The organism is Acinetobacter ihumii (assembly GCF_900625095.1).
In the GTDB taxonomy this organism is placed as follows: Bacteria; Pseudomonadota; Gammaproteobacteria; order Pseudomonadales; family Moraxellaceae; genus Acinetobacter; species Acinetobacter ihumii.
Map to the genome: position 1 here is coordinate 1,304,801 of NZ_LR130760.1, position 14,851 is coordinate 1,319,651.

At 40.8% G+C, this 14,851-nt stretch carries 10 protein-coding genes and 2 tRNA genes; 3 read left to right on the forward strand and 9 right to left on the reverse strand.

All coding sequences use genetic code 11. The features are described 5' to 3' along the window. Nucleotides 1-50: 50 nt before the first annotated feature. The 3 genes from E0D95_RS06130 to icd form a co-directional block, all read right to left on the reverse strand. Complete coding sequence (locus tag E0D95_RS06130; protein ID WP_130803061.1) at nt 51-875, reverse strand: PhzF family phenazine biosynthesis protein; 825 nt, start codon at nt 873-875, stop codon at nt 51-53. 30 nt (nt 876-905) lie between these two features. After that, nucleotides 906-2,297 (reverse strand): L-cystine transporter, encoded by a 1,392-nt coding sequence (locus E0D95_RS06135; RefSeq protein ID WP_130803062.1) that lies wholly within the window; start codon nt 2,295-2,297, stop codon nt 906-908. A 250-nt stretch (nt 2,298-2,547) separates the two neighbouring features. Then, the gene (icd, locus tag E0D95_RS06140; RefSeq protein ID WP_130803063.1) at nt 2,548-3,807 is read right to left on the reverse strand and encodes an NADP-dependent isocitrate dehydrogenase; all 1,260 of its coding nucleotides are present in this window, start codon (nt 3,805-3,807) and stop codon (nt 2,548-2,550) included. Nucleotides 3,808-3,997: 190 nt separating this feature from the next. On the opposite strand from icd, the gene E0D95_RS06145 reads away from it, so the two are divergent. Beyond that, nucleotides 3,998-4,801 carry an rRNA large subunit pseudouridine synthase E gene (locus tag E0D95_RS06145; RefSeq protein WP_130803064.1) on the forward strand — a complete coding sequence of 268 codons (804 nt, stop codon included), beginning with the start codon at nt 3,998-4,000 and terminating at the stop codon, nt 4,799-4,801. Between the two features lie 104 nt (nt 4,802-4,905). Here E0D95_RS06145 and E0D95_RS06150 read toward each other — a convergent pair whose 3' ends face one another. Next, on the reverse strand, nt 4,906-7,137 hold the full coding sequence (locus E0D95_RS06150; RefSeq protein ID WP_130803065.1) for an NADP-dependent isocitrate dehydrogenase: 2,232 nt from the start codon (nt 7,135-7,137) through the stop codon (nt 4,906-4,908). A gap of 530 nt (nt 7,138-7,667) precedes the next feature. Here E0D95_RS06150 and E0D95_RS06155 point away from each other — a divergent pair. Together E0D95_RS06155 and E0D95_RS06160 are read left to right on the forward strand one after the other, a co-directional pair. Next, nucleotides 7,668-7,743: transfer RNA gene (locus E0D95_RS06155), tRNA-Glu, on the forward strand. A 26-nt stretch (nt 7,744-7,769) separates the two neighbouring features. Next, nucleotides 7,770-7,845, forward strand: a tRNA-Glu gene (locus E0D95_RS06160). An 86-nt stretch (nt 7,846-7,931) separates the two neighbouring features. On the opposite strand, the gene E0D95_RS06165 is transcribed toward E0D95_RS06160, so the two are convergent. The 5 genes from E0D95_RS06165 to E0D95_RS06185 form a co-directional block, all read right to left on the reverse strand. Continuing rightward, nucleotides 7,932-9,176, reverse strand: a complete 1,245-nt coding sequence (locus tag E0D95_RS06165; RefSeq protein WP_130803066.1) for an NADH:flavin oxidoreductase/NADH oxidase family protein — start codon at nt 9,174-9,176, stop codon at nt 7,932-7,934. 112 nt (nt 9,177-9,288) lie between these two features. Further along, nucleotides 9,289-10,887, reverse strand: a complete 1,599-nt coding sequence (locus E0D95_RS06170) for an ABC transporter ATP-binding protein (protein WP_130803067.1) — start codon at nt 10,885-10,887, stop codon at nt 9,289-9,291. Beyond that, entirely contained in the window at nt 10,862-11,875 is a 1,014-nt protein-coding gene (locus tag E0D95_RS06175; RefSeq protein WP_130803068.1) for an ABC transporter permease, read from the reverse strand. The genes E0D95_RS06170 and E0D95_RS06175 overlap by 26 nt, the downstream gene beginning before the upstream one ends. Then, entirely contained in the window at nt 11,875-12,948 is a 1,074-nt protein-coding gene (gene yejB, locus E0D95_RS06180; protein ID WP_130803069.1) for a microcin C ABC transporter permease YejB, read from the reverse strand. Before yejB ends, E0D95_RS06175 begins: the two co-directional genes overlap by 1 nt. Before the next feature lie 31 nt (nt 12,949-12,979). Beyond that, a complete protein-coding gene (locus E0D95_RS06185; protein WP_130804845.1) occupies nt 12,980-14,773 on the reverse strand; it encodes an extracellular solute-binding protein in 1,794 nt (597 codons plus the stop codon). Between the last annotated feature and the right edge of the window lie 78 nt (nt 14,774-14,851).

Consider the following 14,851-nt stretch of genomic DNA (forward strand, 5'->3'; position numbering starts at 1 on the left):
CTTAAACCTTCTGAGCAATCAATGCCATATCAGTTCAAGCTTTTAGCATTTTATCTTGAGATTTCAAGATGACTTTGCATGTATAACACTGCATAACCAGAAATTTCGATTCGTTCATGATCTAAAATACGGCAATATAATTCACCACCACGGTTTGAAGCTTGATAAGCAATGAATTCGGTTTTATTCAATTGATCTGCCCATAACGGCACGATTGCGGTATGAATGGAACCTGTAACAGAATCTTCATCAATTCCGATTGCGGGGGCAAAATAACGTGATACACAATCGTATTGCGTACTGTCAGAGGCGGTAATCGCAACGTCCAGTGTTGAGCTTGTAATGGCAGTACGCATTTTACCCAATGTTTTCAGTTTACTTAAGTCAGGCTGTTCATCAAGCACATCCTGTACGCTGTGGTATTCGATAATATAGGCCTGTGGATTGGCATATACTGCTTTAAATGGTTTAGACAATGCTTCATCTAAAATAGCAGGATATTCACTAAGCTTTTGGGCACGGCGGATCGGAAAATTCATCAAAATTTTGCCATCTTCCGCTTGAGTCACGATAAAGATCCCTAAATCTTTTACATGGAATTGTAAGGTCTTTGCTTGAGTATAATCACGAAAAAGTACAAATGCGCTTGCCAGTGTTGCATGACCACAAAAAGCCACTTCATCCGTCGGTGAAAACCAGCGAATGGCATAGTTGTCATTTTCTAGTTGTTTAACAAATGCGGTTTCCGAGAGGTTATTTTCAAACGCGATCGATTGCATTAATCCATCATCTAGCCAATCTTCTATAACCAAAACCGCAGCAGGATTTCCTTTAAATAATTGCTGGGTAAAAGCATCGACTTGATACATTTTCATGGTTAGTGTTGCCTTATTAAAATATTAAATTTAACCGTGACTCAATTCAGGATCATCGTCACTTTGTAAAATGTCTTTATTGGTTTGGTGCATGAACTGACTGGTAATTGTACCTGCGGTCATAGAACCATTCACATTCAATGCAGTACGCCCCATATCAATTAAAGGCTCAATTGAAATCAATAGTGCAACCAAAGTCACAGGCAATCCCATGGCAGGTAATACAATTAATGCTGCAAAGGTTGCTCCACCCCCTACACCTGCAACACCAATCGAACTTAAAGTCACAATCAATACCAAGGTTGCAATCCACAAAGGATCAAAGGTATTAATACCTAAAGTTGGCGCAACCATAGTCGCAAGCATGGCAGGATATAAACCTGCACAACCATTTTGTCCTATAGTCGCACCAAAGGAAGCCGAAAAGCTGGCAATTGACTCAGGGACACCGAGACGTTGAGTTTGCGCTTCGATATTTAAAGGAATGCTCGCTGCACTGGAACGGCTGGTAAATGCAAAAGTTAATACAGGCCAGACTTTTTTAAAAAATCGTAATGGATTGATGCCTGAAAGTGACAATAAAATACCATGTACAGCAAACATGATTGCCAGTCCGAGATAAGAGGCAACCAAGAATCCGCCGAGCTTTAAAATATCTGCCATATTAGAACCAGCAACAACTTTGGTCATTAAAGCAAATACGCCATAAGGTGTCAGGGTCATGACCAAACGAACCAGTTTCATGATCCAGCCTTGTAAAGACTCAATACCACGTAAAATTCGCTGACCTTTAACGTCATCATCTTTTAACAGTTTTAATGCCGCAACCCCTAAAAAAGCAGCAAAGATAACAACGCTAATAATCGACGTCGGATTTGCTCCGGTTAAGTCTGCAAAAGGATTGGTCGGAATAAATGACAACAGCAACTGTGGTACATTTAAATCAGTCACTTTGCCCATGTAGTCGCTGTGCAGTGCACTGAGTCGGGCAGTTTCCTGTGTTCCCTGCATCAAGCCTTCAGCAGTTAAGCCAAATAAATGGGTCACACCAACACCCACCAATGCAGCTATAGCGGTTGTAAATAGTAAAATCCCAATCGTATAAAAACTGATCTTGCCTAAAGAACTAGCATTATGCAGTTTAGCCACAGCCCCTAAAATTGAGATAAAAACCAGCGGCATTACCACCATTTGTAATAGTTTAACGTAACCATTGCCTACGAGATTAAACCATTGCATTGACTCAGCAAGAACAGGACTCGATTCACCATAGACCAGTTGTAAGCCTAATCCAAAAATCACACCAAGCAATAAACCGCTCAGCACTTTTTTAGCCAGACTCCAGTTGGTCTTACGTGTTTGAGCCAGTAAAATAATCAGCCCAATAAAAATAATAATATTGATCAGCAAGGGCCAGTTCATACGGACACCTGAAAATTAAATAAATGCGTTGTTAATATTGGAGCATAGATACTTGTCACGACACCAGCCCCTCGTGATTTAATTGATCAGACAATAACGTCTATCTTTATATTTTTAAAATCTAATCCATTCATTTAGATCGATATATTAAAATTATTCGTGATTGATTTGAGTGATCATTCAACAAAACATCAACAAATCATGATCTCTCAAACCGTAAACCTCTCAATACTGAGAGGCTGTTCTTAGACTATTCATCATCCATATGCTGAATAATCGCTTGTCCAAATTCAGAACAACGCAATAATGTAGCGCCTTGCATAAGTCGTTCAAAATCATAAGTGACCGTTTTGGCTGCAATCGCGCCTGAAATCCCTTTAATAATCAGATCCGCTGCCTCTGTCCAACCCATATCACGTAGCATCATTTCCGCAGAAAGTATGATTGAACCCGGATTCACTTTGTCCTGCCCTGCGTATTTTGGTGCTGTACCATGCGTTGCTTCATACACTGCAACCGATCCGCCAATATTTGCACCAGGTGCAATGCCTATACCACCGACTTCAGCAGCCAATGCATCAGAAATATAATCACCATTTAGGTTTAATGTTGCAATCACGGAGTAATCGGTCGGGCGCAATAGAATTTGCTGCAAGAACGCATCGGCAATCACATCTTTAATGATAATATCTTTGCCCGTTTTGGGATTTTTAATTTTGACCCACGGCCCTCCATCTATCAATTCGCCACCGAATCGCTCAATTGCGAGTTCATAGCCCCATTCTTTAAATGCACCTTCGGTATATTTCATGATGTTGCCTTTATGCACCAAAGTCACATTTGGCTGGTCATGATCAATCGCAAACTGAATCGCTTTACGCACCAAACGTTGCGAGCCTTCTTTCGAGACAGGTTTAACCCCTATACCGCAACTTTCTGGAAAACGGATTTTGGTCACTCCCATTTCCTCTTGAAGAAACTTGATCATTTTTTTGGCTTCGGGTGAATCCGCTTTCCATTCAATCCCTGCGTAAATATCTTCTGAGTTTTCGCGGAAAATCACCATATTGGTCTGTTCAGGATGTTGCACTGGACTTGGTACGCCTTTAAACCAACGAACAGGACGAATACATACGTACAAATCGAGTTCCTGACGTAATGCAACATTGAGTGAACGGATGCCTCCACCCACAGGTGTGGTCAAAGGACCTTTAATTGACACCACATATTCACGTAATGCTTCAAAAGTTTCTTCTGGCATATAGGTGCCATAAATAGTATTTGCTTTCTCGCCGCAGTATACTTCCATCCATTCGATCGAACGCTTGCCACCATACGCTTTTAGCACAGCAGCATCTACCACTGCTTTCATTGCTGGTGTAATATCCACACCAATACCGTCACCTTCAATGAAAGGAATGATCGGATGGTTGGGAACATTAAGTGACAGGTCTGCATTGACTGTGATTTTGTCACCATCCGCAGGAACTACGATCTTCTGATAACCCATTGTATTGGTTCTCCCTTTTGTCGCTGGCAAATGCATGTATGCCACTTGGGACATACCTTCTATTTTTATTAATGCAAAACCAGTGTAATTGAAAAACTGTTGTTGATGAGATTTTGAGCAGAAATAGCAACATTTCTCATTTAAATAAAAACACTTTTTGAAAACACTTAAATTAAAGCAGTAAATTGATATGAAAATTGTTGTATTCAATAAGCCTTATGATGTTCTGTCACAATTTCGTGAAGACAGTGCACATTTAACTGTTTCCAGTTTTATCAATGATCCTGAGTTACGTATTGCAGGACGATTAGATTTAGATTCTGAAGGTCTGATGTTCCTAACCGATCATGGTGGTTTAAATCAATTTATTACTCATCCAAGTAATAAAAAATACAAAACTTATCTGGTTCAGGTTGATGGCGATATCACTGAGGATGCTCTGGAACAATTGCGTAAAGGTGTAGAGCTGGCTGATGGTTTAACCTTACCTGCCACAGCACTGAAAGTGACAGAACCAGAGTGGCTTTGGGAACGTCATCCGCCTGTGCGTTATCGTGCCAATATCCCAACTTCTTGGGTGGAAATCTCGATTTGTGAAGGTCGTAACCGTCAGGTTCGACGTATGACTGCAACCGTTGGTTTTCCCACTTTACGTTTAATTCGCACAAAAATCGGATCAATTGACTTGGTTCGACTGGGTTTAAAACCGGGTGAACAAACTGAGATTGAACCTTTGCTCTATCCAGACTTTAAAGATGTGCCAGAGGATAAACCCTATCGTTCACGTTCTTATGTAAAAAAACCGGGCGGCACAGGTGGTAAACCGATGCAGCACAAACATAAAGAAGGTGAGAAAAAAGATCCGAATAAGAAAAAGTCAGGAACCAAGCGCATTTGGCAAATGGATGAAAGTGAGAAGCCGCGCCGTAAAACCAATGGCACAACACGTCCAAATACCAAAGCTCCACGTGGTCGCAACCGTAATGGTCGCTAAGTAAGAGTGTTTCTTTAAAGCTCAACTCATTCAGATTAAATAAAAAACCGATGCATTTGCATCGGTTTTTTTACATCAAGAACTGACATTAGTTCTTCGTGCAATTAAATACTTGCAATCGCATCATTAAAGGTTGCACTAGGACGCATGACCGCACTCACTTTAGCTGGATCAATGGCATAGTAACCCCCAATATCCGCAGGCTTACCCTGTACTTGCGAAAGTTCTGCAATAATCTTCTCTTCATTGTCAGCTAGGGTTTTCGCTAAAGGCGCAAATTTTTCTTTCAACTCAGCATCTTCGTTCTGCGCAGCTAATGCTTCTGCCCAATACAAAGATAAATAGAAGTGGCTACCACGGTTATCAATTTCACCTGTACGACGTGATGGTGACTTGTCATTATCAAGCAATTTACCCGTCGCTTGATCTAAAGTTTTTGCCAACAATTTCGCACGAGCATTATCTTCTTTAATGCCTAGCTCTTCTAAAGAAACAGCAAGCGCAAGGAATTCACCTAAAGAATCCCAACGCAAATGGTTTTCTTCAACCAGCTGCTGAACATGTTTTGGTGCTGAACCGCCAGCTCCAGTTTCATACATGCCACCACCGGCCATTAACGGAACAATCGACAGCATTTTCGCTGAAGTACCCAACTCCATGATCGGGAACAAATCAGTCAGGTAATCACGTAAAATGTTACCAGTGACAGAAATTGTATCCAGACCGCGAGCCACACGCTCTAGGGTATAACGCATCGCACGAACTTGAGACATGATATGGATATCAAGGCCTTCAGTGTCATGATCTTTCAAGTATTTTTCAACTTTCTTGATCAGCTCATTTTCATGAGGACGGTATGGGTCAAGCCAGAAAATAGCAGGCATGCCAGAGTTACGAGCACGCGTTACCGCAAGTTTTACCCAGTCACGAATAGGTGCATCTTTCACCTGACACATACGCCAGATATCACCTTGCTCTACATTTTGTGACATCAACACTTCGCCAGTTTCAAGATCGGTAATATTGGCAACACCCGCTTCTGAAATTTCAAAGGTTTTGTCATGAGAACCGTATTCTTCTGCCTTTTGCGCCATCAAACCAACGTTTGGCACAGTACCCATGGTACGCGGATCAAAATTGCCATTCCATTTGCAGAAATTGATCATTTCCTGATAAATACGGGCAAAAGTTGACTCAGGCATAACTGCTTTAGCATCATATTGCTTACCATCTGCACCCCACATTTTGCCGCCCGCACGAATCATGGCTGGCATAGAAGCATCGACAATCACGTCATTTGGAGAATGGAAGTTAGTAATACCTTTTGCTGAATCGACCATGGCAAGTGCAGGACGGTGTTCCTGACAAGCATGTAAATCTTCAATAATTTCTTCACGTAATGAAGTCGGTAATGTTTCAATCTTTTCATAAAGACCTGCCATACCGTTATTGACGTTAATACCTAATTCGTCAAATAATTTACCGTGTTTTTCAAACGCATCTTTATAATAGATTTTGACGCAGTGACCAAATACGATCGGGTGTGACACCTTCATCATAGTCGCTTTAACGTGTAATGAGAACAAAATGCCTGCTTCACGGCAATCATCCAGTTGTTTCTCATAAAAATCACACAGTGCTTTTTTACTCATAAACATCGAATCGATCACTTCGCCTTCTAGCAAAGCCACTTCAGGTTTAAGCACAATGCTTTCACCATTTTTAGTAATCAATTCCATTTTCACTTTACGAGCACGATCAAGCGTCATGGATTTTTCACCATGATAGAAGTCACCTTCTTCCATATGTGAAACATGAGTTTGAGACCATTGCTTCCACTCACCCATCGAATGTGGATGCTTTTTAGCATAGTTTTTTACTGCAGCAGGCGCACGACGGTCAGAGTTACCTTCACGTAATACAGGATTAACCGCTGAACCTAAACATTTCCCATAACGCGCTTTAATTGCTTTTTCTTCTTCTGTCGTTGGGTTTTCAGGGTAGTCAGGAATTGGAAAACCTTTTGCCTGAAGCTCTTTGATACATGCGGTCAACTGTGCAACTGACGCACTGATATTCGGTAATTTGATAATGTTCGTATCAGGGTCTTGTGTAAGACGACCTAACTCTGCAAGATTATTAGGTACTTTCTGCTCATCACTTAAATACTCAGAGAACTCTGCGAGTACGCGGGCAGACACGGAGATATCGCTTTTGTCGATCTCAATGCCAGCGGGCTTGGTAAAAGTCTCAATGATCGGAAGCAGTGAATAGGTCGCCAGTAGCGGTGCCTCATCGGTCAGTGTGTAAATGATTGTTGACTTTCCACCAGCCATATTTATCTCCTGCTTTGGACTGAGTTTTGAAGAGCAAGTGGATAACCCGCTCCTTTGAACCGATATGCTTAAATAAAACCCTGAGAGTATCGACTCTCATTACATTTCAGTCAACGTAATATCCAGTGATAGCGACATTTCGCCAAAAAATAGTAGGTGCTTAATTTAAAAATCAGTTCTGACCATAAGACTAAAATTTTCCATCTTCAATATTACATCATGACTAAAATCATGTTTCTTTTCATATGAGGGTTTATTTAGCTAATTCAATGCCTACATCGCAATTTTGATAAATTTATTATACTGATTAAATGCGATTTGATACTTGCATCTTTTAAAATCCAATTTAAATATAACTCACCATTTAACCCAAGTCGCTACAACATTATTCTCTAAATAAATTTTCCTTTTATAGCAATTTGCATGTTATTGATTTAATTTTAAACGTTCAAAATCTTTTTCTCGTTTTTCTTGGCGAAACTGTTTGACACACTTATAAATTCAACCTAATATACGCCCACCTCTGAAACGTCCCTATCGTCTAGAGGCCTAGGACATCGCCCTTTCACGGCGGTAACCGGGGTTCGAATCCCCGTAGGGACGCCAATTTTCAGATACTGCCTCACCTATAAGTCCCTATCGTCTAGAGGCCTAGGACATCGCCCTTTCACGGCGGTAACCGGGGTTCGAATCCCCGTAGGGACGCCAAATTCGAAAAAGCCACTATCAACTTATGATAGTGGCTTTTTTATTGCAATAAAATGAAGAGATTCATTTGAACCCCTTCACAAGTGTTATGCTGATTTACGTGAATTCACCCGACCTTTAATGACCGCCTTAATATTACCTTTGGCATAATTCAGGAAAACCAAAAGTGGCGATAATTTAGGATTTGGCTTTTTGCCCTTACCGATATCTCTAAACTGCGCTGCATACCAGATAATTTCCATAATCGCCATTTTATCTACAAATGGGATACCTGTTTTAATCGGCTTCACGGCATATTTTACATCCTGACCCGCAATTAAGCGATTTGCCAAATCAGTTTCAACAGCAAATGGGCGTGCAATTCCAATAAAATCACATGCGCCACTGGCTAAAGCAGCATTCATGCCCTCAACTGTACGAAAACCACCAGTGACCATCAATTTACAATTGACATGCTGACGAATTTTTTCAGCAAACTCTAAGAAGTATGCTTCACGTGCGATGGTGCTGGCTTTGCGTTTTTCAGCTTTTACACCGGCCATAGCAGGTGCTTCATAAGTTCCACCAGAAATTTCGATCAGATCAATGCCAGCTGCATCCATTGCCTTAAATACTGTAATGACATCTTCTTCAGTAATACCGCCACGTTGGAAATCAGCCGAATTTAGTTTCACTGAAATAATAAAATTTTCTGATGTTGCTGCACGAACTGCTTGATAAATTTCAATTAAAAAACGCATACGATTTTCAATTGAACCACCCCATTGATCCTGACGCTTATTGGTCAGAGGAGATAAAAACTGGCTGATGAGATAGCCATGCGCGCCATGTAACTGTACCCCTTCAAAACCTGCCTTTTCACAAATTTGTGCAGCATTGGCAAAACGCTGGATAATATCCAAAATTTCTTCATGACCAAGCTCGCGTGGGGTTGCGAACATAGATGCCAAGACTGGACTAAAAGGTACAGCCGAAGGTGCGACTGTTTCTTTATTTAAGCCTTTAGGGCATTGACGACCAGGATGCGATAACTGAATTAATTGCACCATGCCATATTTTTTCCCGACGTCTGCCCATTTCTTCAGCTCAGACAAATCACGCTCAGTTTCAATTGCAACAACGCCCGGCTCGTTCTTGGCACGAATATCGACCATGACATTGCCTGTAATCGCACAACCTAAACCACCTTTTGCCCATGCTTCATATAAGCCTAAGTGCAATTGATTTGGCTGTCCTGCATCATTGGCAAGCGCTTCACTCATGGCTCCTTTAATGATTCGGTTTTTAAATGTAGTATTTCTAACTTGAATCGAACTGGCAATTTGAGTCATTTTTTATCCTGAGATAAATTAGAGCAACCACTCTAATTTAAATTTAACAAATAGTGAATATCATTCTTTTATTACAACTTGACAATATCACATGTCAATTATCTGCAACAGTTTAATATTGACTTGCTGCAATAAGCTGACGGGTATAATCCGATTTCGGCGATAAAAATAATTGTTCAGTTATTTGATATTCAAAGACTTTTGCATGACGTAGCACCAAAACTTTCTGGCAGAGTGCACGGACGACTTGCAAGTCATGACTAATAAATAAGTAACTTAATTGCTGTTCTTGCTGTAGTCGTCGTAATAATTGAACAATTGAACGTTGCGTCGTTCGATCTAAGGCAGAGGTAGGTTCATCCAAAATAATCAATTTGGGTTTTAAAATGAGAGCTCGTGCCAAAGCAATACGTTGTCGTTGCCCACCAGATAATTCATGTGCATAGCGATGTTTAAATTCTATTGGCAATTCTACCTTAAGCAAGGCATCCTCAATGAGTGTATCGATATCAGCACGTTGAAGCTGCTTTAAAACCAGACCTTCACCAATAATTTGTGCAACGGTCATCCTCGGATTTAAACTACTAAACGGATCCTGAAAGACAATCTGAAAATTTGTCCGTAAAGACCGTAATTGAGTTTCTCTTAACTCGTTTAAATTTGTGCCTAATAAGACAATTTTTCCATCACTTTCAATCAGGCGGGTTACGGCAAGAGCCAATGTACTTTTACCTGAGCCACTTTCTCCCACAATTCCAATGGACTCTCCCTGATTCAAGCACAGGTTCATCGCCTCCAGTGCCACGACATAATCCTGAACTCGATTAAATAAACCTTTTTTGATGGGAAATTTCACGCTTAATTGTTCAAGTTGTAATAATGGCTGATCAGACTGTAGCGTTAATGCCTGACCAAAATCATGATTTAAAAGATGTTGTGTATAAGCCGATTTGGGTGAATTGAATATTTCTTCAACCTGCCCTTTCTCTTCCACTGCACCTTTATTCATTACAATTACTTGATTGGCATAGCGTTTCACTAAGTTCAGGTCATGACTGATCAAAATCATGGCCATTTTGCGCTTTTGCTGCAAGGTTTTAAGTAAGTTTAAAATCTGGGCCTGTAAGGTTACATCCAGCGCAGTAGTCGGTTCATCTGCAATTAAAATTTCAGGCTCTTGCGCCAGCGCCATTGCGATCATGACGCGTTGTCGTTGCCCACCCGATAATTCGTGTGGATAGCGTCTGAGTTTAGTTTCAGGTTCGGGAATACCCACATCGTTTAATAATTCAATGACTCGTTCACGTACGCGCTGTTTTGACCAGCCCCGTAGAATCAGCATTTCCCCAATAATTTTCTCAACCCGATGCAAGGGATTTAACGCTGTCATCGGTTCCTGAAAAATCATGGCAATTTTTTGACCACGAATTTGCCGAGATTGTGTTTGATTTAATGTCAGTAAATCTTGCCCGTCAAAAAAGGCATGTCCCTGTATGTTTAAATACTGTGGCAATAGACCTAACAGTGCCAGACTACTGATTGACTTACCTGACCCGCTTTCACCCACAATTGCCAGTGTTTCGCCTTGTTTCAGCTCAAAATCCAGTTGCTGAACCAAGGCTTGCCCCTGTTCATTTTCAATGTGAAGCCCTTCAACTTTTAGGCAAGGCTGAGTTTGAATCAGGTTATTGTCGTCTTGGATCGAATGCATCTCGCGTCGCCTCCCCGACATAAATAAGTAACGATAACACCAGTGCCAAAGTAAAAAATCCTGATAATGCTAACCAAGGCGCAGTTAAATTATTTTTGCCCTGTAATAACAACTCCCCTAAAGATGCGGCATCAGGCGGCAATCCATACCCTAAAAAATCCAGTGCAGTTAAGGCAGTAATATTGGCAGTCAACATGAATGGAAGCTGAGACAAACTAGAACTCATGGCATTGGGCAAAATATGCTGAAACATAATCGTTCGATCTTTAACCCCCAATGCACGTGCGGCACGTACATAATCAAAATTACGAGCTCTTAAAAATTCAGCACGAACCAGTCCCACTAAAGCTGGCCAGCCAAATAACAGCATAATTAAAAATAACCAATACACGCTTGGGGTAAACATACTGACCAGAATCATGACCATAAACAGCATAGGCAGCCCCCCCCACACTTCAAGTACACGCTGCCCAAGTAAATCAATCCAGCCGCCGTAATAGCCCTGTATAGCACCGACCACGATTCCAATCAGTGCCGCAAAAAAAGTTAAGGCTAGACCAAAAATAAGCGAAACGCGTAAACCATATAAAATTCGTGCCAGCACATCGCGCCCCTGATCATCCGTTCCAAGCCAGTTTTGTGGACTTGGAGCGGAAGGAACAGGAACAGCTAAATCCAAATTCGGGGTTTGATAAGCAAAGGGAATTAATGGCCAAACTGCCCAACCTTTATCCTCAATTAACTGTTGCACCGCTGGATCTTTATAATCGGCTTCAGTTTCAAACACACCGCCAAAAGTTGTTTCAGGGTAGGCTTTCACCACAGGAAAATAATAGCTGTGATCATATTTCACTAAAATCGGTTTATCATTAGCAATCCATTCTGAGCCCAAAGACAGAATAAAAATGACCATAAACAGAATAAAACAAGCAAAACCTAAACGATTTTGTTTGAATCGTCTGAAACGCGCTTGCATCATCGGAGACATTATTTTGCTCCCCGCGATTCAAAATTAATTCGAGGGTCTATCACCTGATATATCACATCACTGATTAATCTTAAAATTAATCCTAGCAAGGTAAATAAAAACAAAGTTCCAAAAATGACTGGATAATCACGCTGGGTAATGGCTTCAAAGCCTAGCAAACCAATACCATCCAGATTAAAAATAATTTCGATAAACAGATTACCGACAAAGAAAATACCTACTAAAGCCTCAGGTAAACCTGCAATTACAATCAGCATCGCATTGCGAAAAACATGACCATATAACACTCGATTTTCGGTCAATCCTTTAGATCGGGCTGCCAATACATATTGTTTATTTAACTCTTCCATAAATGAATATTTGGTCAAATAAGTCAGACCAGCAAAACCACCTAAAACCATGGTTAAAAGTGGCAGTGTCATATGCCAAAAGTAATCTTTGATTTTGTCTAAAAGACTAAGACTTTCAAAATTTTCCGATACCAGCCCTCGTAATGGAAACCATTGAAAATATGAACCACCAGCAAAGAATACAATTAACAAAACGCCAAAAACAAAGGTCGGAACGGCATAACCAACGGCCAATAAAATAGAAGTCGATTTATCAAAAAATAATCCGTGCTGTTTGGCCTTTCGGATTCCAAGTGGAATCGAAACCAGATAAATCAGTAAGGTACTCCACAGCCCCAGTGAAATCGTCACGGGCATTTTTTCATATAAAAGTTGGGTAACGGGTTTATCTTTAAAAAAGCTGGTGCCAAAATCAAGCGTTAAATATCCCTTAAGCATTAACCAGAAGCGTTCTGGTGCAGATTTATCAAAACCATATTGCGCTTTGATCTGTTCAATCATTTCGGGACTTAAACCACGTGCGCCTTGATAGGAACGATCCGAGGAGACACTGACCGTTTCCCCGCCCCCGGTCGCATTGATTCCCTGAAAGGTTTCGGCCTGATGAATCGCCTGTTCCACAGGCCCACCCGGCGCAATTTGAACCACCAAAAAGTTAATCAATAAAATGAGAAACAAAGTAGGAATAATCAGTAAAAGTCGCTTAATAATATAGGTGCCCATCATTCGGTTCCTTTGGCGTCTTTTGGTTTAATTATTGTCTGCGCAAATAGTTTGCTAAAGTTTGAGCTTTGTGTGGATTAGACCACCAATAATCCAGTCCGACTGTAAGTTTGGGTAAAGTCTGAGGATGCTCATACAGATCCCAATAAGCATACCAGTTTCCACCTTTTCCATAGGTTAATATCTGATAATAGCCTGCTCGTAACAAACGATCTAACACTCTGGTATTGGTTATCAATTCCTCACGACTAGAGGATTTCACCAGACGCTGAATCGCGGCATCAATCACAGGATCTTTAATGCCAGCAAAGTTATAATTTCCAACCTGATCCGCAGCAGAACTACTCCAGAATTGAAATTGTTCATTGCTCGGTGTTAAAGATTGAGGCAATGCCAAGGTGGTCAGATCAAAGTCATTACGACGCATGCGCTCCAGATATTGTGGAACATCGACTTGCCGAATCGACACATTAATCCCCAAGCGTTTCAGGTTACGAACCAAAGGCATCAAGGTTCGTTGTAAGCCATCCTGATGAATTAAGAGCTCAAATTGGATCGGTTTGCCCTGATGGTCACGCAATTGACCTGATTCAACTTTATAGCCTGCATTCAACAATAACTGCCGTGCAGTCAATAAATTTTTTCGATTAAAGCCACTGCCATCACTAACAGGATATTTCCAATCAGCCAAAACGCCTTGCTTCACAATTGGATCAAGTTTGGCTAAATAGGGTTGTAATATTTTAAGTTCAGCCGCAGATGGTTTTCCCACAGCAGCCAATTCACTATTATCAAAATAACTCTGTAATCGCTGATATTTACCATAGAATAGTGCTTTATTTTGCCATTCAAAATCATAGGCATAGCTTATGGCACGTCGAAATTGAATATCATTTAAAGGCGTACGACGACTATTCAGTACAATACTTTGTGTGGTAATCGGATTGCGGTGCTGAAATTCGTATTTTTTAATCATTTTCGCGTTAATGGCAGAAAAGTTATATGCAGTCACCCACTTACGCGGAGTAAACTCCTCATACCACATATATTGACCCGATTTAAAACCTTCAAATGCAATATCCATATTGCGATAATAAACAAATTTTAATCGATCAAAATTATAACGCCCCCGATTGACGGGTAAATCTTTGCCCCAGTAGTGAGGGTTACGTTTATAACTAATGCTGCGCCCAGCATCTATACGTTCAATCAAATAAGGACCAGACCCTAAAATCGGTTCAAGTGAAACTCGGGTAAAGTCTCGATTTTGCCAATCTTTTTTTGAATAAATCGGCAATGTCGCTAAAATCAAAGGCATTTCTGCATTATTGTCTGATTTAAAACTAAATTTAACTCGATATTTTGATAACACCTCAGTCTTTGCCAAATCTGCAATATACATCTGCAATCCAGGATTGGCTTTAGTTTGATAGGTATCAAAGCTGAATTTAATATCTTCAGCCGTTACTGCTTGACCATTACTAAACTTGGCAGCAGGGTTTAAGTCAAAAATTACAAAATTGGTATGCTCAGGGTCAAACGTAGCAGTCTTCGCCAGCAAGGGATATAAAACGGCAGGTTCATCCATTGAAGTGGACATCAGGCTATCAAACAGAAAATTGCTACCGGCTGTAGAACTGCCCTTGCCATTCATACTGTTTAAATTATCAAAAGTGCCATTACTGGCCTGACTCATGATTCCGCCTTTGGGTGCCTGAGGGTTGGCATAAGGCATATGACTCAAACCACTATATTTGGGCGTGGTATGAATCGCGATATATGGCGTGGTTTGTACTGCAGCACTGCTCGTGCCGCAGTACACCATTCCTGTCAGGATCAAGCTTTTTAAAATATGGCTTTTTAAAATACGACCTCGTCCATAAGTTAAATCCACGATCAGATT